Source organism: Leptospira kirschneri serovar Cynopteri str. 3522 CT, assembly GCF_000243695.2.
GTDB lineage: Bacteria > Spirochaetota > Leptospiria > Leptospirales > Leptospiraceae > Leptospira > Leptospira kirschneri.
Genome location: NZ_AHMN02000008.1, coordinates 187,162 through 207,500, shown reverse-complemented (window position 1 = coordinate 207,500; position 20,339 = coordinate 187,162). Strand labels below are relative to the sequence as shown.

Here is a 20,339-nt window from a genome sequence, read left to right as displayed (position 1 = left end):
GGAACATAGTTTGGATCTTCTTGACACCAAGGCAATCCGTAGGTTTTTGGGATCAGAACGGGAACTTCCCCGTTAATTTTCACCTATCAGGAAAAACAGATGTCTTTAAAAGATTTTATTTTTACTTCGGAATCAGTTGGCGAAGGTCATCCGGACAAGGTATGTGACCAGATTTCCGATGCGGTTCTAGACGCTTATCTCGATCAAGATCCGAAATCTAGAGTTGCTTGCGAGACCTTAGTGACCACAAATCTGGTGGTAATTGCAGGTGAAATTACAAGTAAGGGAAAAGTAGACGCACAAGAAATTGCAAGAAATGTAATTCGAGATATAGGTTATAATGATATTACGATGGGATTTGACGCCGACTTTGCGGTAGTTTCCGCACACGTTCATGCGCAAAGCCCGGATATTTCTCAAGGTGTAACTGAAGGAGAAGGTCTTTTCAAAGAACAAGGTGCAGGTGACCAAGGTTTGATGTTCGGTTTTGCGATCAATGAAACTCCGGAATTGATGCCTATGCCGATCTACTATTCTCATGAGCTGGTTAAACATTTAGCCGGACTTAGACATTCCAACAAATTGAAATTCTTAAGACCCGATGCAAAGTCTCAGGTTACGGTAGAATACAAAGACGGAAAACCGGTTCGTATAGACACGGTGGTAATTTCTACACAACATTCTCCGGATGTAACTCATAAACAAATTGAAGAAGCTTTGATTGAAGAATGTATCAAGAAAGTGATTCCTGCAAATCTTCTGAACAATACGAAATATTTTATCAATCCTACGGGTCAGTTTATCATTGGAGGACCTCACGGAGACGCGGGGTTAACTGGTAGAAAGATCATCGTGGATACATACGGCGGATATGGAAGACACGGAGGAGGTGCATTTTCCGGTAAGGATCCTTCTAAAGTGGATCGTTCCGCCGCTTATATGGGACGTTATATTGCAAAGAACGTAGTGGCTTCGGGACTTGCTGACAAATGTGAAGTGCAACTTGCTTACGCGATTGGTGTTGCAGAACCGGTTTCCGTTCATGTGGATACGTTCGGAACCGGAAAAATTTCCGAAGAAGAATTGGTAAAAAGAATTAGAGCCAATTTCAAACTGACTCCGAGAGGAATTATAGAATCTCTCAAACTTCTTGAAAAAGGAAGAAAGTATAGAGAAACCGCTTCTTATGGACATTTCGGAAGAAAAGGTTCCACTTTTACTTGGGAAGAAACCGACAAAGCCTCTGCTTTAAAAGGATAAGATAAAAATGGGAGCTCCAAACACATCGACTGCGACTGAAAAAGCTACTCGTGACGGTTATGGAGACGCGCTGCATGAATTAGGTGCTTCTCGTCCGGATGTGGTCGTTTTAGATGCAGATCTTTCTGGATCTACAAAAACAAATAAGTTTGCAAAAGCTTTTCCGGATCGTTTTTTTAATGTAGGTGTCGCCGAACAGAACTTAGTTGGTCATGCAGCTGGTCTGGCGCTTTCTGGACTCGTTCCATTTGCTTCTTCTTTTGCGATGTTTCTTTCCGGAAGAGCTTGGGAAATTGTTCGTAATAGCGTGGTTTATCCGTTTTTAAACGTAAAGCTAGTCGCTTCTCATGGAGGAATTACAGTTGGTGAGGACGGGGCTTCTCATCAATGTATCGAGGACTTTGCAATTATGAGGGTCATTCCTGAAATGACCGTGATCTGTCCTTCTGACTACAACGAATGCAAACAGATAATTCATACAATCGCTGATTATAAAGGTCCGGTTTATGTTCGAGTAGGACGTCCGAATGTTCCTGTAATCGAAAGAGAAAATTATAAGTTTCAAATTGGAGAAGCGGAAGTGATGAGAGAAGGTAAGGATGTGCTCATCATCGCCAATGGAGTTCTTGTAAACGAGGCGATCAAAGCATCGGAAGAATTATCCAAGGAAGGGATTCAAGTGACCCTTTTGAATATGGCCACGATCAAACCGATCGATAAGGAAACGATTTTAAAATACGCAAAAGAATGTGGGGTAGTAGTTACTTGCGAGGAGCATAACGTGGTCGGTGGACTTGGTTCTGCAGTCAGCGAGTTTTTATCGGAAGAATATCCGGTTCACGTTTTAAAGGTGGGTATGAAAGATCAGTTTGGAAAGTCCGGAACTTGGAAGGAACTTTTAGATTATTTTGGTCTTCGTTCTAAAAATATCGTTGAAACAGTGAAGAAGGCGAAGACTCTCAAGAAATAAAATTCTAGATCAGTGGATATGAAATTTCGTTTCATCTTTTTCAAAGGGCGAAGGTTTTCATGAGAAAAGAAATTTTTCTTACACTTATTTCTTGGTAAGATTTTTGGCGAGATGGCGAGTACACAAACTCCAGACCTAAATGAAATTACTAAGGAGTCCACGAAATCAACGGGAGGGCCTTGGAGAGTCGTGCTTTGGGACGACAATGAACATACTTACGAATATGTAATTGAGATGCTCGTTGAAATCTGTATGATGACTGTAGAAAAGGCATTTCTGCATGCGGTTCAAGTAGATAAAGAAAAAAGAACCGTCGTTTTTTCGGGAGAGTTGGAACACGCAGAACACGTCCAAGAGAGGATCTTAAATTATGGAGCCGATCCTAGAATGTCCAATTCTAAAGGTTCCATGAGTGCCACCTTGGAAAGATAAAAATCTATTTTGAATTCCGACAAAACTTTTTTCGTGAAATCAAGTAAATCCCATTCAACGTAAATTCGCGTAAGAAACCTATGATTCTAAAAAAAGTTGAAATCTGAACTTTATAGATTGATTTTTTAGATGTGGGAACTACCACAATTTATAAAATAGAAGCTTATAACAATTGAGTCTGGCGCAGTGGGCTTGTATGTAAAATCATGTGGGAACTCTCACAAATCACGATTTTATGAATAAATTCTAAAATTGTAGGAACTACTACTTTTAAAAAATTTTTTCTTACACCCTGCTCACGTTAAAGTAGATTACCGACAGTAATTTTTTGTAGGAACTATTACAAGTTTTTCATAAGAATAGATTTGCAAAGTTTCGTGTTATTTCACTGGAGCCAAATCCATTCATTCTACATAGAAGAACTAAAAAAAAGCGGACTCTTGTGGAGTGGTAGTTTAGGTTGATTCAGAAATTAGAATGTGATTCAATCTATTTTTACGACGAGTTTTATTGCCGGTTCGAGCCAGGCTTCGACTGCTTCTTCGAAAGAACAGATTTTAGTCACGATTTTTTCGGGTTCGATCTTTTTTAAAATATATGAAATATGTTCTCTCGAGTCTACTCTTCCGATCTTCAAGGTTGCTCTAGTATTATATAAATCTAAATAAGAAATTTCTAATTGATTTGTCCAGAAGATAGACGCAGAACCGTAGATACCTTCCGTAGAAAGAGATTTTAATGCGAAATCCATTCCTTCATTTAATTCGTGATTAAGGGAAATTTTCTTTCCCAGGCTTTGGGAAGAATGGAATACGGAACCGCAATGGCGCCTAGATTTTCCGCAATTTTAAGTCTTTCCGAATCGTTATCCAAATACAAAACTATGGAATCCAAATTTTTTCTGACAAGGCTCCGCCGAATTCTTTTGCGGAAGGTCCCATTCCGTAATGACTCGCGTAAGGGATCGAAGTGCAAGCCTTGGAACGTCCTGTTGTACAATCCGGACAAATTCCACAGGAAATTTGAAACGGAATGATTACCTTGGTTCCTTTCGGATATTGATTTGCGATTTCTAGGCTCGTTTCTTCGATTGTTCCTACAAACTCGTGACCGATCGGAATTCCCGGTCTAAATAGAGTGTAGCCGTTTACTATCGGAAGATCTAGATCACAACGCGAAACCGCGATTGGTTTGACTACTTGGATTTTTGGTTCGGGAACGTTTTCCCATTCCAATACATGTTTCTTTTTGAATACGATTCGTTTCATAGGTTACCTAATTGTTTGAAAAAGAATATTAAAACATGGATACTATATTTTAAGCGAATTGTCTATTTTAATTCGTAAGATTAAAAATCATATTACATTTCTTACGCCGAACCCACGTGAAAATAATAAATTGACTTTCGGAATTTAGAAAAAATACGAATTAGAATTTTAATATAATTAAAATTTAAGTCTAGAATAAATAATTTATCAGATCATTAGAATGTACTAAATAACGAGAATTTTATTTAATTTTACAAAAGGAAAGAAAAATGCGTAAATGGAAAGTGTCACTGTTAGTTTTGTTCGTTTTTATTAGAGTTGACTACTCTTATGGAGTGAATCCTGCATTTACACCTATTCCATCGGGTGTTACTGGTTCAATTGTTCAAAAACCTACTGATCCACCAAAAGATAAAGCGATCAAGGTCGTTATTCATGACGGTGTAAAGTTCTGTTACGGTCCTATTTTTAGCGGAGGTGAAAGTTACATTATAGTTGAACAGTGCTCGGAACAACACGTTATGAATGCAAGATATGATGTATTTCAAAGAATTTCGTATAACATCAATAATACGTGGTTGTGTATTACTGCTCCAGAAAAAGTAATTAAAGCAGAACAAATCTGGGACTATGTTCACCTTAGACCTTGTACAATCAATGATCCTCTGCAAAGATGGATTATACAAGAAAACGCTTTTTGGACAGTAGATGGGAACTATCGATTGAAGGATATAAATTGGTACGGCTATATCTCTAGAAATTCTGGTGATAACTATAATCATACTTTGGATTCTTCAATGAATGACTGGGTGGAGACCGTGGCTACTCCCGGAAACATCAGTATTCAAACTTCTATCGCTTGGGATTTGCAAACTACTGAGGGAAATGAACGTTATTTTATTCGTAGGGGAAGTTCCGATAAAAATACAACTCTTCTCTACTACAATCCTGAAAGTGGTCATATTGCTCAATACAATTCTATTAGCGGATCTTTATATTGTATGTATTCTAACGTGGGAAGATCGAATTGGAATTGGGTGACTTGGGCATTGTGTAGTGACGCAGTGATCAGTAAGGAGAATTCAGCTTTTTGGAACGTGTCTTTTGGAACAGATCAAGGAGGGATCATCACGGATTATCAAGGTAATATTTTGAGAGTTACTAGATATGGATCCAATTGGGGTGTTGCTTATACAGCCAAACCTGGTTTTGTGAAAACGGATACTCGGAATAGTCCCACTTCTTTGTTTGTAGTTACTAAAGACTTACTGAATTGGACGCGTTATGTGTCGTCTAATCTGGGTAAGACGACACAGTATTGTCCAGCAGGTAATCACGTAAGTTTAGGGCATAAAAGAATAGTCAGAACCTTACCGCCAGACTTTCAATTATCCGAGGCATGGATTCGGAGACTTTATCAAATAGCAATTTCAACTGTAAATACGACCCAGGGAAGTGGGATATGTGGTATTTGTACACTTCAGGCTTTTCAAATGTTAGCTGAACTTCAGGAATATCATTCTCAAGAGCCTCTTCAGAGTGGTGGATATTTTTTCGATACAGCTCCAAATACTGATCCTTTTATCTCGTTTAGACAACGTTATCCGTTCTTGGATAGATTGTTGACGGATATACCGAGAACGTATCATTCCATTAATGTTGTTCCTGCCGACAACAGAAACAGACTAGTTACATTTGCATCTGCTAGAACTATTCTACCTCAGTACAATTGGGCTATCTCTGCTGAATTCACTACTCGTTCTGAGATATTATCGCACGTTAGTTCACTCATCGATTCTTCCCATGGGAGCCTTTGGATTGCGATACTGGGAAGGAGACGTCCAGATGGAACTTTAGGTTGGCATGCGGCTACCATTCTTAGGACTTCTCAAGGATTAGTAGTAATGCGAACTAGCTTAATCTCTGCGTCACTTAGCTTTTACAGACAATCTTTAACACCCTCTACAGATCCGATCCAGATAGTTGATAATCGATTAGGAAGACCAGATAGGGCTCTTATAAGACTTATAACAATACAGTTGGTAGGATCTTATCAAAACTCTTTTGATTTTATGATTTCTAACAGAAATTGCACTGGAGAAGGGGAGGATAGAAGAGGAACAGGGGAATATCCAACCAGCTCACTTGTAAATCAGTGTTTAGAAGGTAGATGTATTCTGCAATGATTGAATTGAGAAGAATAAGCCCTTAACGTCAAATTAGAAAAAAGAGCTGTTGACTGTAAGTTCAAATTTACTTTGTCAACGCTCTTATATTGGATCGATATTTCAAATTCTAGAAAGTTTACCTTTTGATTTTAAAAGAATTAACCTTTTTTCTTGACTAGAATTTTTCTTTCGATTTCAAAAATTTTCTCTGCTAGTTTTTCTTTTCCGTGTTTTTTCTTATCGTTTTCTTTTAAAAATAGATCTTCACCGAACTTTTCGAAAGCGTCATTTGCTTTGATGTTTTTCAGACCTATGATTTGAAGGTGAACCGCTCCCGCAGGAATTCCGAAGTCGGTTCCACGATCTTCCACAGAAAGAACCCGAGTGATCGCAGTGACTGTATCTCCGCTAAAAGAAGGTTGTGTATGATAACCCTCAGTGAAACCTAAATCCCAGATCATGTTTTCTGTAATATCCCTGGAAGCCATTCCGCATAACCATGCAAAGACGAGTCCGCCGTAGACCACAGGTTCTCCTCCCATCGGCCCGGAAATTCCTGCGGAATACAGTTTATCATAATGAAGTGGGTGAGTGTTTCCAACTCTATAAGTCCAAGGAAAATGTTCGTCTGTGATGGTTCTTCCGTTTTGGTGGATATAGATTTGACCTGGTTGAAAATTTTCGAAATAAGTATCTGACCCAGTAGAGGCTTTAAATTCTACCGGAAATTTAAGAGATGGAAGTTCGATAACTGGAGAATCCGTTTCGGGAAAAAAAGCGTTTTTGATTACAGGCTTTGGATTTCCTTTTGGTTTTCCATTAGAACGATAGATCATAATTTTTCTTTCATATTGTAAAACCAGTTCTTTGTTTTGATTCAAGCAGATAGTACGAACGCTTACAATTCCAGGTTTGTCTGAACCTTTATCGTCTACTTTGAGAATTTTAGTTTTTGCGGAAAGTGTATCACTAGGATAGACCGGTTTTAGAAATTGAACGTTGTAGTATCCTAAGTTTGCGAGCGCCTTTTCGGAATCGTTTTGTACTCCAAGAGAAAGGGCGATATTAAAAACCTGAAGGGAAGAAACCAACATATCTTGAAATCCGTGTGCTTTTGCATAAGGTGCAGATAAAAAAAGAGGGTTTGCATCCATAAACGTTGTAGCAAATTCCTGAGCAAAGGCTCTATCGATTGTGATTTCTCTGGGGTGTTCGAAAATTTCTCCTTCTGTAAATTCTTCTAAATATCTTCCGTAAATATTCCGTTTTACTTGATCTTTAGAAACTGCGGTGTTTGGAGCCAACTCTGCAAAAGGTTTGTTTGGAACTTGGGTCATATATAGGCCTCTTGGTATTTTCGATTTTCCCAGTATTTTGTCTATAATCACACGGAAAAGTTTTTTATTATCGAGTAATTGAATGGACTAAAGCAGAACGCTCTCTACCATAACCAACCCCACAAATTGAATAGGGTTTTAGAATCAGAATAACTAAAGCACAACGCTTTCTTGAAACTCAATGCATCGCTCCCTAAGGGTCGCTCTGCAGGATCGCGTTTGAAACTCAGCAGAACGCTCTCTACGGATCGCGTTCTAGATATGTTCTTTGTATAGAAAAGATGAGCGGCCAGGATTTGACTAAGGCATTTATTAAATTTAGTTCAGTCGAAGGAATTTGGAAAAGCCAATCTTATTTTTCTAAATAGAAGGAGTCTAATTTTTCTCTGCTTCCGGTTCGGAGTTCTATAGAATTTAATTTTTTTTCGGAAAGTTCCGGATTCATATTCATTTCCGAGAGCATATGATTCCAAGTATTGATAAATAAAACTGGTTTCCCTTCATCTTTCATAATTTGTTCTGATTTTAAAACGGAATCAAAATGACGTACTGGATCTGCTGTAAATCTTTGTTCTCCTGAATAAACGTTTTTGAGATGGATATTGAGTAGTTCTCCCTTTTTTGAAAATTCGAGAAGAAGTGTTTCAATATCCTTATGTCTTCCGTATTTAAAACCTCTATAAATTCGATAGATTTTATCTTTCCAAATCGATGGATGTCTTTCGTCTTGAAAAACAAGACTCAGTTCAATTTTTTTTACTAAAAGAGTTTCCATCTTACTACAATAAATCACTTCTAAACGGTTTCCAGTTTCAACGTCTTGGGCGGGTTGAATAAAAAGAGGAATGTCTTCTTTAGAACATTCTAAATGAGAGGAAAAGTAAGGAAGTTCTTCTTTGATAGGAGAACATCCACCTAACAAAAAAATCAAAAATCCATAAAAAAAAATAGAAGAGACAGACATAGGTTTTCGTGTTTTACAACTTAATAGTCTGTAGTCAAACTTGAAACGAAATCTTATAGGTAGATTGTAAAAAAGAATTCAATTTTATTTTTTAAAACATTGAGATTGAATTCAACATTCAATCGATTTCGCATTGGATGATACCGAACTCACATGAATCTACATTTATCACAAAATTTATAGGTACTCAATTGGATAGAGATTTTATGGAAGTTTTGAGGCAAGTTTTAAAAAACGTGGGAACTAACACATTTTACAAAAGGATCCTTAAGAACTCATATAAATCTTAGAACACATATGGCTTAGCGATGTGTAGGGGAAGTCTTCGTCGTAGACGAAGACCGAGCGAGATTCGCGAGCCCGTAGCAGCGCGGCCGTCCGTTTTTCGGACGGCAAGCCCCAGATAAAAATTTTCAAAAATGTTTAGATTTTTTAAATGAGGACTCAGTCACGATTCTATTTTTGTATAAGCCAAAAAAATGGATGAAGTTTCGAACGTAGGAAAGAAACTGGAAGTATGTTTCCAGAATTCGAATCAGATAAAGCCATATTCACTAAGAACGAAATTTTAGAAAAAATCAAAAAGATTCGAGAAGAAATTCCGGTTTTACTTTCTCAAAAAGAAAGGACTTATGAAAACGTTATTCGTCCTTTAGACGATCTCGTGCAAGAAATGCAGGTAGAGTTTACCGTTCTTGCCCATTTAAATAGTGTAAAAAATTCTAAGGAGATCCAGGCTTATTATACGGAAATACTTCCGGAGATTACCGCTTTTTATTCCGACTTAGGACAAAACGAAGAATTAAATTCTGTATATCAGGAAATTCTAAAGAACGAAGAAAATACTCTGAGTATTCCCCGAAAAAAAAGTCTTCAAGACTCCATCCTACAATTTCGATTGAGTGGTATCGGTTTAAAACCGAAGATTAAAAAAAGAATCCAGGAAATTCAAATTCGACTTTCCGATTTAAATAATCAGTTTTCTCAAAATCTTTTAGACGCGACAAACACATTTGAACTGATTTTGGATCGTCAAGAAGACGTAGAAGGTATTCCAGAATCCGATTTAAACGCCTCTAAAACAGAGGACGGTAAATATCGTTTTACTCTTCAGGCACCTAGTTATACCGCCTATATGACTCACGGTCCGAATCGGAATATTCGAGAATCATTATATAAGGCTTATACTACTCGCGCTCCTCAAAACGGAAAACTGATTTCGGAAATACTTTCTTTAAGAAACGAACTCGCAAAATTTTTAGACTATTTCAGTTACGCGGAACTTTCTTTAGCCACCAAAGTGGCCAATTCCGTTCCTGCGGTTTTGAAATTTTTAAGAGATCTTGCCAAACAAGTTAAACCGGTTGCGGAAAAAGAATTTAAAGATCTTTCTGATTTTGCAAAAACTTTGGGAATCGATTCTATCCAGGCTTATGATACTGCGTTTGTAAGCGAAAAAATGATAAAATCCAAGTTCGATTTTGACGAAGAAGAAACCCGTCCGTATTTTGAAAAAGACAGTGTAATTTCTGGAACATTCCAATTTTTGAATATGCTTTTTGGAATTGAATTTCGCAAAACTTCCGCTAAAGTCTGGGAAGACAAGGTTCAAGTGTATGATCTATACAAAGAGAAAAAACTTATTTCCCGTTTATATTTGGACTTGGAAGCCCGTAAGGATAAACAAGGTGGGGCTTGGATGCACAACTGGCATTCCAGAAATAGAATGAAGGGACGTGAAGTTCTTCCTACCGCGTTTGTGGTCTGTAATTTTCCTGTTTCCACAAAAGATTCCCCATCTCTTTTGAAACATAGTGACGTGGTAACTTTTTTTCACGAAATGGGGCACGCTTTACATCATCTTTGTACAAAAATAGAAGAACCTCCTGTAAGTGGTATCAATGGAGTAGAGTGGGATGCAGTGGAATTTCCTTCCCAGTTTTTGGAAAATTTTGCGACCGAAGCGGATGTTCTAAAGATATTCGGAAAACATTATAAAACAGGAGAAACGATTCCAGATTCGATGATCGTAAAACTCAAAGAGACTAAAAACTTTCTTTCCGCAATGGGAATCGTAAGGCAGTTAGAGTTTTCACTTTTTGATATTTTCATTCACTTAAAAAGTCATACGGAAGAAGAGGTGCATTCCATTCTGAATGATATTCGTAAAGAGGTCTCGGTTGTGATTCCTCCGGAATACAATCGTTTTCAAAATGGATTCTCCCATATTTTTTCGGGAGGTTATGCCGCGGGATACTATAGCTATAAGTGGGCGGAAGTTATGAGTGCCGATGCATTTTTCGCTTTTGTGGAAAGAGGTATTTTTGATTCTAAACTTAGCGAAGTATACTTTAGAGAAATTTTAGAAAAAGGGGGAAGTGAAAACGCGATGGTTCTTTTTAAAAGATTTTTAGGAAGAGAACCAAAAATAGAATCTCTTCTGAAATTATACGGACTTAAAGAAGCTGCTTAAACATAGATTAGGAAAGACTTTTTCTAAAACTTTGAAGTAAAGATTCTTTTCCCGCTAAAAGTACTTCTACCTGATCCTGATCTATGTTATAGACAACATTACTTTTAAGAGCATCTTTGAATTCGCTTTGGTCGATCGTTTTTTGATCGTAGCTTTCTTTTAGAAAATTATACCAACCTGCCAAAAGAACTTTGAGATGAGGCAGTTCCCGGATCGGAATGGAAATTACTTTTTCAGGTTCCATAAAGACCACAGTAGGCTATTTTACTGATTTAGAGAGTCAAATCAATTTTAAATTAGCCTAAGAATTTCCGCTGTTATTCGATTTTTGTTTTGACTCTTGCTAAAATTTTTTTAAGAGTTTGTTTATCTTTTTCTACGAGTGCGGGACCTTTTTTAGTTTTCATAAATTCAAAGTATTCTTTCCAACCATTTAACAAATCTAAGGGATGATTGTCCGGATAAAAGGGGCGTAGTTCTTCGTCTAACACGGATAGGTGGGCAAAACCGGAACAATCCGCCATCGTAAAAACTTCTCCCGCTATATAAGGTGAAAATCGAACCACTCTTTGAAGAGCCTTGATTCCTTTTACTAAAATCGGATGCACTTCTTCTACTATTTCCGGAGATACTTTGGCTGTAGGTAGATAGATTCTTCGGGCGGGTATATCCAAATAGGTTTCTATTATCGTAGAGATTTCCCTAACCCTTGCCGCTTTCCAGGGATCTTCCGGAATCAATTTAGGAGTTTGTGGAAAAATCGTATCTAAAAATTCTAAAATAGCTCCCGACTCAAATATAAATTTTCCATCCATTTCCAGAACCGGAATTTTTCCCATAGGACTGATTTTCAAAAATTCCTCTTCTTGAGAAGGGGCGATTCTGACTTGTTCGTATTCTAAACCTTTTTCTAAAACGCCTAGTTTTACTTTATTAACGTAATTACTGATACTTGCGCCGTGAAGTTTGATCATAAAAAAGAAAAATACAAATCTTAGGTCCTTTGGGAAATCATTTTTCGAAACGATTTTATGATTTGTTCAAAAAATTGGATTTAGGCGACTTCATTTAAAATGAAAACGTAATGTTCGATTGGCTCTGCAAAAAAAGTCTTTCGCTCTTTTTTTATAGAATTAATTTCGACTCCAAAGGAAATTAAAAATGACAAAAACGGCAATCATTACGGGTGGCACGGTGGGGATCGGCTACGAGCTGAGTAAATTGATCGCAGCGGACGGTTACGATTTGATTTTAGTCGCTAGAAACGAAAAAACCTTAAAAAAGGTAAAAAAAGAAATTGAATCGTCAAACAAAGTAAAGGTGGACATTCTTTCTTTGGATCTGGCAGATCCTAAGTCTCCTAAGAAGATCTTTGACTTTGCAAAAAAAACAAAAGCGGTTGTGGAAGTTTTAGTAAACAATGCAGGCTTTGGAACAAATGGAAAATTCGATCGAATGGATCTCAAAGAAGAACTTCAGATGATTCAGGTAAACGTGGCTTCTTTAGTGGAGTTGACTCATCTTTTTTTACAAGGTATGGTAGAACGTAAGAATGGAAAAATTTTGAACGTGGCTTCCATCGCAGGGTTTCAACCGGGACCGAATATGGCGAATTATTACGCTACTAAGGCTTATGTGTTGTCTTTTACGGAAGCGGTTTATGAAGACGTAAAAAAAGACGGAGTGACTGTAACCGCTCTTTGCCCAGGGCCTACCAAGACCGAATTTTTTGAAAGGGCGGAGATCACAAAGTCAAAACTTTTGGACAATCCGATGGCACCGATTATGGACGCAAAAGAAGTGGCGGAAATAGGATACGACGCTTTAAAAAAAGGGAAATCAGTTGTAATCGCCGGAGCTTTGAATAAAATATTAGCTCAGAGCGTAAGAGTTACCCCTAGATTCATCACACGTAAGATTACAAAATTTTTCAATCAAAACGGTTAAAACAAAATGCAAGGATCCGTTCTAGATCTAGCGGTGCCATTTTTTCTGATTTTGATCGTACTCGAGGTTTTGTATTCTAAGATCGTTAGAAAAAAAGTCTATCGATGGAATGATACGGTAGCGGATCTAAGCACTGGAATTTTGTTTTCTCTGACTGGGATTTGTGTAACTGTCTTTTCTCTCTGGGTATATGAGAAATTTAGAATATTCTGTTCTTTGCAGACTTTATTCGGGTTTTCTGAAATTCCACTTGGAATCCCTATCTGGCCGGATTCTGTAGGTTGGCGTTTCGATTTTAAGAGTTTAGCCGGATGGATCTTTGTTTTTTTGGCTGTGGATTTTGTATATTACTGGTTTCATAGGGCTACACATGAAATCAATTTTCTCTGGGCCTGTCACGTTACTCATCATTCTAGCGAAGAATTTAATCTTTCTGTCGCCCTAAGGCAGTCTAGTTTTCAAAGAATTTTCGAATATATGTTCAATCTTTCGATCGCGTTTTGTGGAGTTCCTTGGCAGGCGTTTTTATTGGTTCATGGGATTTTAAAAATCTATCAGTTTTGGGTACATACTAGGTTGATCGGAAAGTTAGGATTTTTAGAAGAAATTCTAATTACACCTTCGCATCATCGTGTGCATCACGGAAGAGATCCAAAATATATAGATAAGAATCACGGAGGGATTTTAGTATTTTGGGATCGAATTTTCGGTTCCTTTGCAAGAGAAGAAGAGGAACCGATTTATGGACTTACAAAACCTGTGACTACGTTTGATCCGATCTACACAAACGTTCATATTTACGAAGAGATTTTTTCATTGGTACAAAAAACAAGTAGTTGGAAAGAAAAAATTCTACTATTCTTAAAACCTCCCGGATGGAGGCCTGAAAGTTTAGGGTCATCGGTTCATGCTGAAGAAGTGGATCGAAGTAGATATATAAAATATGATCCGATCGTATCCAAACAAAGAATTGTTTTAGGTCTTTTGGAATTTTTGGTTTTGACCGTTTTTTCTCTATTATTATTAAAATATTTTAAATCTGGAATTTTTGAACTATGGAAAATTTTTCCTGCGATCGTATTTTTCTTTTACGGATTTAGATTTACTGGATTGGTTTTGGATGGATATATAATCGAAAAGTTTCGTATCGTCCTACTTTTTTTAGGAGGAATGATACTTTACTGGATTTTATTTTTTGTCTAAAGAATCTATTTTTAAAATACTCAAACGAGACTCGGAAAAAATTGTAAATCATACAACGGTGGTTTCTATAGCAGCACCATATTTATAGAAGTATTATATTCAAAAAATAATATTTAAAATTTCTGAGCGATTCCAAAAAAGAGAGTGGTGGTCAAAACTTGAAATTCCAATTTACGGGAAAACTGATTGGTGACGAGCATTGAGGTTTGATTGTCCGATTCGGTAAGAGGGGTAATACTTCCGTTTTCTCTCAGATAAAAACTCGCAGATTCTCCGTTAAAGGTTCCGGATAAGGAGGGAATGTTGATCCAGGAAAATGCGATTCCTAATTGAATACTTGCAGATTCTGTAATTCTTCTGCTGACCGCACCTTCCAAACGGAATTCTATACCGGTCCCGCTGAGTGAACCTTCTTGACGAAAAGTTTCTTTCCCGGAAGTCGCGTAACCTTCTGAGTCCCAATACACTTGAGACATCCCAGCTCCTAATCCACCTTGAAAAACCCAACGTTTGTAATTCCATTCGTGCCAATACATAAGAAGAGCATAAGGGTTGGAAATTTTAAATTTTAAATCCGTATAAAAAGGCTCTGAAGAAAATTGTTTTAAGCCGAACCTTTGCCATTCTCTATAACCTCCGATGAGTCCAATTTGGCTTTCGGAAGCGATTTTTTTACGCATGAAAAGTTCTACTTGAGTGGTTTGTTTGGGCGGATCCAGTTCCGTTTTAGAGGCGATTCCGGGATCGTATGTGTTTGTGAAACCTCTTAAGAAAGAATTCAATCTATCTTCTCCCTTGTATCCAATACCGGCCCTGAATCCGAGTTCCCAGTTTTCTTCTTCTGGATTTGGGATTTCTAATGCGGGTTTGACAGAATGAGCTTTTATTTTAGAAGACTGCGCCTTTAAAATGGGGTAAGGGCAAAGTAAAAAAAATAAAACACTCAATAAGATCCCGAAAATTTTGCTGGTAGCCCTCATAATTACAGGATTTATAGCAAGGACTTCTATAAAAAGCGGATTTTCAGGTCATGTTGCAATTTCATTTTTTTCAATTTTTGGATTGGGATTTGCTCAAATTCTTTTTCTATTTTTTAAGTTTTATCGGAGTCTTCTTGACGATTCGTCTTCGGTTTCCACAGCTTAGATTCTTATTTCTAGCGATAAAAATTTTTTCGGGCAATATGGATTATAAAGGTTCCAGGGGGAGATTGGTCCATTCTCAGGCTTTTTTTTCCGGAACCGCTTCTTCTCTTCTTCCCGGTGCAGTGATCGGTTCTGCTTTGGCTTTGATGATTGCAGGTCCTGGAGTTTTATTTTGGATATGGATTTCTTCGTTTTTTATTATGCCACTTCGATTTGTTTCTTCTACGCTCGCGATACGTTTTAGAACTAAAACCGCTTCTGGAAGGTATCTTTCCGGTCCTATGTATTTTATAGAAAGCGCTCTCAAAGCGAGATGGCTTGCGGTAGGTTTTGCAGCCGTAGGACTTCTTACTGTACTCGTAATGGGTGGTGTGGTTCCTATGTTATATGTGACCCATATCGCCAATCGGGTTTTCGAAATCAATGGAATGACGGTTCCTTTTTTATTATCCGTGATTCTCGTATTCATTGTGTTAGGTGGCGTAAGAAGAGTGGGAAAAGTTTCTGCGTATCTGGCTCCTATCGGAATCCTTTTGTTTTTTTTGGGATATTTCTTTTTATTCAAAGGTTCTCTAATGAACTTTAAGGAATTTATTTGGTTATCTTTTAAAGAAGCGTTTCAACCTGCGGCGGCGATTACAGGAGGAGGTTTTGTACTTGCGAGAGTTTACGGTATGGCCTCTGGGATTTTTTTTGTTTCTACAGAAACCGGCATCGGTAAAAGCGCAGGTTTGTCAGGAGTTGTAAGAACGGATTATCCCGCCAAACAGGGATTAGTAAGTATGCTCGCCACTTTTTTTGAAGGTTTTATCATATCCACTTTAGTGGTTTATGCACTTTCTTCTTACGGTGCTTTTAAAATGGAGGAGCAACTCGTATTTTTAAACGCTTTGTTTCAAGGGAATACAAATCCTATGAACGCGGCTTTTTTCGTTTCCTTTTTATTGTTTGGAGTGGTTTCGATTACTGGTTGGTTTTATACGGGAGAACAAAAAGCTCTTTATGTGTTTGGAGAAAAGTTCGCGAACTTTTTTAGGATGCTTTTTCTATTTACGATTCTTGCGGTCGCGTATCTTTATGAGAAAAACGGGGAACAGATTCTTTTCGAAGCTTTTGGATTGGGTTATTCTCTTTCGATTATAACCGCGGTACCTGTTTTGATTTCTTTGGTTTTACTCGAGAAGATTGCAAGAACCGAGTTGAAACGTTTTTTGACGGAGAGCGGGGCGAGATACGAAGTATTAAAAGATTTTTATCTTCTAATATTGTCTGTCGTTCCTAAAAATTTACTTTCTCGTTTGTTCGGATTACTTGCTTCTTCCAGACTTCCCCGTTTTATTTTGATTCCGATTTTAAAAGCTTTTGCAAGAGCATATAAGATCAACGTGGACGAAGCCGAATTGGAGATTCAGGAATATAATTCTCTCAACGAATTCTTTACAAGAGCTTTAAAAGCTGAAGCTAGAATCATCGATTCCTCAGATGACGAGATGGTATCTCCGGTAGACGCAAAAATTACTGGATACGGAGACATCAATCAAAGAATCATCATCCAAGCCAAAGGAGTGGACTATAATTTAAAAGAACTTTTAGGTGGGTCAAAATATTTAGAGGATTTTACGAACGGAAAATACATCACTTTTTATCTATCTCCTCAGGACTATCATAGAATACATTCTCCGGCGTATGGAAAAATATTAGGGTATTATTATGAACCCGGAAAGTTGTTTCCTGTGAACGAACTTGCCGTTTTCGGTATTCGAGGTCTTTTTCCAAAAAATGAAAGATTGATTACTTATCTTCAAACGGAATACGGAAAGGTTGCGGTTATAAAAGTGGGTGCCTCGAACGTTGGGCGGATTCGAGTGACTTATGACAATAAGATCGTAACAAATACTCTTATCCGAACCGCAAGGACGGTAGAGTATAAGGAAGTTTCGATCATGATTGGTAAGGGAGCGGAATTAGGTAGATTTGAGATGGGTTCCACTGTAATTCTACTGATGGAGAAGGACACTTTTCAATTTGGCTCTCTAACGGTGAATGAAAAAATTACTTATGGAACTACGATCGGAAAATTTAAAAAGAAAAGGTGTAAACTTCCTAAATAATTAAAAAATGATTTCAGAGATTATCTATTTGTTTTTGAAAGATCGTTGTATGGAATCAGAATCATTTTTGAAATTACTTCTACTACTCATAACTATATAATAAAGTACCTAATGTTTTGTATGTAACTAATGTTTTGTGATAAAATTAACGGTACTCAATTTTATAGAGATCAGTAATAGAATTAGTGTAGATGAATGTATTAGAAGTTCAAATTTTATTTTCAGAAAATATGGTCTGGAATCGTTGAAAAATGCGAACTATAATTTTGAAATTACCTTTAAGAAAACGGAATAAATAAAATATGACTCAGCTCAGTTTAAAAGCAACTACACCCGATCAAATTGACTTTGATGAAAATCATCTAAAAATTACGTGGAAGGATGGGGTCATTTCTATTTTCGATTTGTTAGATCTTAGAAAACGTTGTCCTTGTGTGGTTTGTAAAGGTGGACACGGAGGGAAGATCGGAACTACTACCGGGGCAATTCAGTCGATTCGGCTCTATTCGGTCAATAAAGTTGGAAGATACGCAATCAATCTGATCTGGAGCGACAACCATCAAACTGGGATTTATTCTTACGATTCTTTGAGAATGTTTGCGGACGGTTTAGGAGGGGAATTAAGCTAAAAAGTTACGGCTTTGAAGAGACATTTGGTAAACTTTCTATAAAATTTAAAGATACTATTTTTCAAATCAAATTTTTGTCTGTAATTCTGGTAAATTAAAAAAGGTTGCTTATATTTTAATATTATAAAATTAAATTCTATTGAATTTATGAATCAGTCTTGATGTTTGATGTTTGATGTTTGATGTTTGATGTTTGATGTTTGATGTTTGATGTTTGATGTTTGATGTTTGTGGTGAAGTCGTAATTATTTGAATTTAAGTTATTCTTTGCAAAATTATTTTTTTCTTTTAAAGTCAAGAGATTCTTTCCGTTGGCTTGAACACGATCGTATTCCCATGAAGTCTGCATTTTTACAAAAAATGTAGGAACTACTGCACAAATTTGTATTCTCTCTATTTCCAAAAAAAGGTTGTTTTCACCTAAAAATTGGGTGAAAACAGACTGGAAAGAAAAAAAGAGGTGACAAAAACTCTTTTCTTATGTCTCATTAACTAAAACTCCCGGAGAAATCCCAAAAATGGGTGAAGGTTCCTTATCACAGGAAGAAATAGACGCATTACTCGCCGGAGCAAGCGATTCGTTTGATCCGGGAACTGTGGCGCCTGCGGCTACACAAAAAGAAGTTCCGGGAATATCCCCCGTAGATCGGGATATTTTATCGGATCTTTTAGCTTCTTGTTTTCAAGTTGCAGGAAACACGTTAGGTGCCGTTCTTTCTCGTTCCTCTGCATTTTTAAATCCGAATGTAGAAACTAAAACCCGAAAAGATATAGAGTCCGAATTAAAATCCGGATCTTTTCTTTTATATTCTACACTTTCTGGAAGTGTGAATGGAAGAGTCGTTTTAGCAATGTCCGCAGAGAATGCGGTAAAAATTTCCAATTCAATGATGGGCGGTTTCGATTCTGGAGAATTGGACGAAGCTCAGATGCAAACACTCCGAGATTCTCTGACTCCTGTAATGGGGGCTTTGATCTCACAGATCAGTACAAAAACGGGAGGAGGAGTGAATGGATCTCCTTCCGAAACTAGAAATGTAACTTCTCCTGCGGCTTTGGTTTTGCCGGACGGGGAAACTCTGATTCGAGTCTTCTTTAATCTTACGATTGAAAATATACCTTCTTTTAGAGTTCAATTTTTACTCTCACTTTCCACTGCTTCGGATCTTTTGAATCTTTATCGTCGTTCCGGAAGTGCGGGCGGTGATATGAGTGGAATGGGGATGGGGGGTATGGGCGGAATGGGAATGGCTCCGGGTTCTATGTCCGTCAAGTCTGTCGCGTTCCCCAATTTAGGAACTGCGAGTGGTGCTTCCAATACTCCTAATTTGAATCTATTAATGGACGTTCAGATGAGCGTTACCGTGGAACTGGGAAGAACTAAGATGTATATCAAAGACATTTTAGGTTTAGGGGAAGGTTCTATCATAGAATTGGATAAACTCGCTGGCGAGCCAGTGGATCTTTTAGTAAACGGCAAATTGATCGCAAAAGGTGAGGTAGTGGTCATCGACGAAAATTTCGGAGTGCGTGTAACGGATATAGTAAGCCCTATCGATCGGATCAAACCGGAGGGGAAGTGAAATTTTTGGAAACTTCCCAAAGTAACGGAAAGAAAACGATTTCCATTCTTTCCATTTTTTCCGTTCTTTCCATTTTGATTATATTCAATTTTACTGTTATTTCTTTATCGGCTCAATCTGAAAGAGAGCTGATGGACGAGGCTCTTAAAAAAGAATTAGGGGATTTTTCTCCAAAGAGAAATTCAGAAACGAATTCCGAGGGAAAAAAAGCGGATGCCCCTACCGCTAATTCTTCTACCGAAATTAAATCAACTCAGAACGGAACTTCTCAATCAAATTCTTCTGAAACACAACAGGAATCCAATCCGGTAGAAGAAAGGTATCGTCCTAAAGATGAAGGTCCAGGAATTGCGGGAACTCTTCTCAGGGTGGTTTTTATACTGGGGCTACTTTGTGCAGCACTTTATTATATTCTAAAATACGTATCTAAGAATCGGGAAGGTAGGCTTCCGGTTCGAGGTGAAATGAGCGTTCTTTCGAGTCTGATCCTTGGACCCAATAAACAACTTCAGATTGTGGAAATTTCGCAAAGACTATACGTTCTCGGAGTTGCCGACAATGGGATCAATTTGATTACAGAAATTTTGGATCCGGAAGTAAAACATAGGATTTTACAAAAGAAAGAAAATTTTCAACCTCCAGAAGGTGGTTTTTTAGTTACTGTGCTGGAACAGATTAAGGATTTAAATTCTAGGATTTCTGGAAATACAGAGGGACCTCCGGACAGAGGTGCCAATCGGGAAGAAAAACGAAAACAGGCCCGAAAAAAATTAGAAGAACTCAAAGAAAAAACAAGCTCGCTCGAAGGCGGGCTTTTCGATTTGAAATGACCTTAGTTATCATGAGAGA

General features: G+C 37.6%; 16 protein-coding genes and 1 pseudogene. 11 read left to right on the top strand and 6 right to left on the bottom strand.

What is annotated here, in order from left to right; genetic code table 11:
* Positions 1 to 99 precede the first annotated feature (99 nt).
* The 3 genes from metK to LEP1GSC049_RS0205995 all read left to right on the top strand — a co-directional run bounded on the left by metK (position 100) and on the right by LEP1GSC049_RS0205995 (position 2,662).
* Complete coding sequence (metK, locus tag LEP1GSC049_RS214955) at positions 100 to 1,260, top strand: methionine adenosyltransferase (protein ID WP_004751317.1); 1,161 nt, start codon at positions 100 to 102, stop codon at positions 1,258 to 1,260.
* A 7-nt stretch (positions 1,261 to 1,267) separates the two neighbouring features.
* Positions 1,268 to 2,230, top strand: a complete 963-nt coding sequence (locus tag LEP1GSC049_RS214960; protein ID WP_016560828.1) for a transketolase family protein — start codon at positions 1,268 to 1,270, stop codon at positions 2,228 to 2,230.
* 111 nt (positions 2,231 to 2,341) lie between these two features.
* Positions 2,342 to 2,662 (top strand): ATP-dependent Clp protease adaptor ClpS, encoded by a 321-nt coding sequence (locus LEP1GSC049_RS0205995; RefSeq protein WP_004751351.1) that lies wholly within the window; start codon positions 2,342 to 2,344, stop codon positions 2,660 to 2,662.
* A gap of 484 nt (positions 2,663 to 3,146) precedes the next feature.
* Here LEP1GSC049_RS0205995 and LEP1GSC049_RS2000000226280 read toward each other — a convergent pair.
* Positions 3,147 to 3,930, bottom strand: a pseudogene (locus LEP1GSC049_RS2000000226280) (alcohol dehydrogenase catalytic domain-containing protein).
* 269 nt (positions 3,931 to 4,199) lie between these two features.
* Here LEP1GSC049_RS2000000226280 and LEP1GSC049_RS214965 point away from each other — a divergent pair.
* A complete protein-coding gene (locus tag LEP1GSC049_RS214965; protein ID WP_016560802.1) occupies positions 4,200 to 6,116 on the top strand; it encodes a DUF1561 domain-containing protein in 1,917 nt (638 codons plus the stop codon).
* Positions 6,117 to 6,256: 140 nt separating this feature from the next.
* Here LEP1GSC049_RS214965 and LEP1GSC049_RS214970 read toward each other — a convergent pair whose 3' ends face one another.
* Positions 6,257 to 7,435 carry a MaoC family dehydratase gene (locus tag LEP1GSC049_RS214970; RefSeq protein WP_004751338.1) on the bottom strand — a complete coding sequence of 393 codons (1,179 nt, stop codon included), beginning with the start codon at positions 7,433 to 7,435 and terminating at the stop codon, positions 6,257 to 6,259.
* 352 nt (positions 7,436 to 7,787) lie between these two features.
* The gene (gene lsa23 / locus LEP1GSC049_RS214975) at positions 7,788 to 8,399 is read right to left on the bottom strand and encodes a surface adhesion protein Lsa23 (RefSeq protein WP_004752226.1); all 612 of its coding nucleotides are present in this window, start codon (positions 8,397 to 8,399) and stop codon (positions 7,788 to 7,790) included.
* A 517-nt stretch (positions 8,400 to 8,916) separates the two neighbouring features.
* Here lsa23 and LEP1GSC049_RS214980 point away from each other — a divergent pair.
* Positions 8,917 to 10,872, top strand: coding sequence for a M3 family metallopeptidase (locus LEP1GSC049_RS214980; RefSeq protein ID WP_004771486.1), 1,956 nt, complete (start codon positions 8,917 to 8,919; stop codon positions 10,870 to 10,872).
* A gap of 7 nt (positions 10,873 to 10,879) precedes the next feature.
* Here LEP1GSC049_RS214980 and LEP1GSC049_RS214985 read toward each other — a convergent pair whose 3' ends face one another.
* Together LEP1GSC049_RS214985 and LEP1GSC049_RS214990 are read right to left on the bottom strand one after the other, a co-directional pair.
* Complete coding sequence (locus LEP1GSC049_RS214985; RefSeq protein WP_004752400.1) at positions 10,880 to 11,116, bottom strand: hypothetical protein; 237 nt, start codon at positions 11,114 to 11,116, stop codon at positions 10,880 to 10,882.
* Positions 11,117 to 11,189: 73 nt separating this feature from the next.
* Complete coding sequence (locus LEP1GSC049_RS214990; RefSeq protein WP_004752312.1) at positions 11,190 to 11,846, bottom strand: glutathione S-transferase family protein; 657 nt, start codon at positions 11,844 to 11,846, stop codon at positions 11,190 to 11,192.
* 187 nt (positions 11,847 to 12,033) lie between these two features.
* Between LEP1GSC049_RS214990 and LEP1GSC049_RS214995 the strand changes: the two genes are divergently transcribed.
* Positions 12,034 to 12,819 carry an SDR family NAD(P)-dependent oxidoreductase gene (locus LEP1GSC049_RS214995; protein ID WP_004751997.1) on the top strand — a complete coding sequence of 262 codons (786 nt, stop codon included), beginning with the start codon at positions 12,034 to 12,036 and terminating at the stop codon, positions 12,817 to 12,819.
* A gap of 6 nt (positions 12,820 to 12,825) precedes the next feature.
* Entirely contained in the window at positions 12,826 to 14,022 is a 1,197-nt protein-coding gene (locus tag LEP1GSC049_RS215000; RefSeq protein WP_004751914.1) for a sterol desaturase family protein, read from the top strand.
* A gap of 113 nt (positions 14,023 to 14,135) precedes the next feature.
* Here the strand turns inward: LEP1GSC049_RS215000 and LEP1GSC049_RS215005 are convergent, their stop codons facing one another.
* Positions 14,136 to 15,002 (bottom strand): LIC_11366 family protein, encoded by an 867-nt coding sequence (locus tag LEP1GSC049_RS215005; RefSeq protein ID WP_004759014.1) that lies wholly within the window; start codon positions 15,000 to 15,002, stop codon positions 14,136 to 14,138.
* A gap of 50 nt (positions 15,003 to 15,052) precedes the next feature.
* Between LEP1GSC049_RS215005 and asd the strand changes: the two genes are divergently transcribed.
* The 4 genes from asd to fliO all read left to right on the top strand — a co-directional run bounded on the left by asd (position 15,053) and on the right by fliO (position 20,320).
* Positions 15,053 to 17,278 carry an archaetidylserine decarboxylase gene (asd, locus tag LEP1GSC049_RS215010; protein WP_004759110.1) on the top strand — a complete coding sequence of 742 codons (2,226 nt, stop codon included), beginning with the start codon at positions 15,053 to 15,055 and terminating at the stop codon, positions 17,276 to 17,278.
* A 302-nt stretch (positions 17,279 to 17,580) separates the two neighbouring features.
* Complete coding sequence (locus LEP1GSC049_RS215015) at positions 17,581 to 17,907, top strand: DUF971 domain-containing protein (RefSeq protein WP_004752643.1); 327 nt, start codon at positions 17,581 to 17,583, stop codon at positions 17,905 to 17,907.
* A 518-nt stretch (positions 17,908 to 18,425) separates the two neighbouring features.
* The gene (gene fliN / locus LEP1GSC049_RS215020; protein ID WP_004752432.1) at positions 18,426 to 19,490 is read left to right on the top strand and encodes a flagellar motor switch protein FliN; all 1,065 of its coding nucleotides are present in this window, start codon (positions 18,426 to 18,428) and stop codon (positions 19,488 to 19,490) included.
* A complete protein-coding gene (gene fliO, locus LEP1GSC049_RS215025; protein WP_016560822.1) occupies positions 19,487 to 20,320 on the top strand; it encodes a flagellar biosynthetic protein FliO in 834 nt (277 codons plus the stop codon). Before fliN ends, fliO begins: the two co-directional genes overlap by 4 nt.
* The last annotated feature ends 19 nt before the right edge of the window (positions 20,321 to 20,339 follow it).

Coding starts and splice junctions, on each gene's coding strand:
- asd (WP_004759110.1), top strand. CDS start 15,053: ATGTTGCAATTTCATTTTTTTCAATTTTTGGATTGGGATTTGCTCAAA.
- LEP1GSC049_RS0205995 (WP_004751351.1), top strand. CDS start 2,342: ATGGCGAGTACACAAACTCCAGACCTAAATGAAATTACTAAGGAGTCC.
- lsa23 (WP_004752226.1), bottom strand. CDS start 8,399: ATGTCTGTCTCTTCTATTTTTTTTTATGGATTTTTGATTTTTTTGTTA.
- LEP1GSC049_RS214995 (WP_004751997.1), top strand. CDS start 12,034: ATGACAAAAACGGCAATCATTACGGGTGGCACGGTGGGGATCGGCTAC.
- fliN (WP_004752432.1), top strand. CDS start 18,426: ATGGGTGAAGGTTCCTTATCACAGGAAGAAATAGACGCATTACTCGCC.
- LEP1GSC049_RS215000 (WP_004751914.1), top strand. CDS start 12,826: ATGCAAGGATCCGTTCTAGATCTAGCGGTGCCATTTTTTCTGATTTTG.
- LEP1GSC049_RS215015 (WP_004752643.1), top strand. CDS start 17,581: ATGACTCAGCTCAGTTTAAAAGCAACTACACCCGATCAAATTGACTTT.
- LEP1GSC049_RS214960 (WP_016560828.1), top strand. CDS start 1,268: ATGGGAGCTCCAAACACATCGACTGCGACTGAAAAAGCTACTCGTGAC.
- LEP1GSC049_RS214985 (WP_004752400.1), bottom strand. CDS start 11,116: ATGGAACCTGAAAAAGTAATTTCCATTCCGATCCGGGAACTGCCTCAT.
- LEP1GSC049_RS214980 (WP_004771486.1), top strand. CDS start 8,917: ATGTTTCCAGAATTCGAATCAGATAAAGCCATATTCACTAAGAACGAA.
- LEP1GSC049_RS214990 (WP_004752312.1), bottom strand. CDS start 11,846: ATGATCAAACTTCACGGCGCAAGTATCAGTAATTACGTTAATAAAGTA.
- LEP1GSC049_RS214965 (WP_016560802.1), top strand. CDS start 4,200: ATGCGTAAATGGAAAGTGTCACTGTTAGTTTTGTTCGTTTTTATTAGA.
- LEP1GSC049_RS215005 (WP_004759014.1), bottom strand. CDS start 15,002: ATGAGGGCTACCAGCAAAATTTTCGGGATCTTATTGAGTGTTTTATTT.
- LEP1GSC049_RS214970 (WP_004751338.1), bottom strand. CDS start 7,435: ATGACCCAAGTTCCAAACAAACCTTTTGCAGAGTTGGCTCCAAACACC.
- metK (WP_004751317.1), top strand. CDS start 100: ATGTCTTTAAAAGATTTTATTTTTACTTCGGAATCAGTTGGCGAAGGT.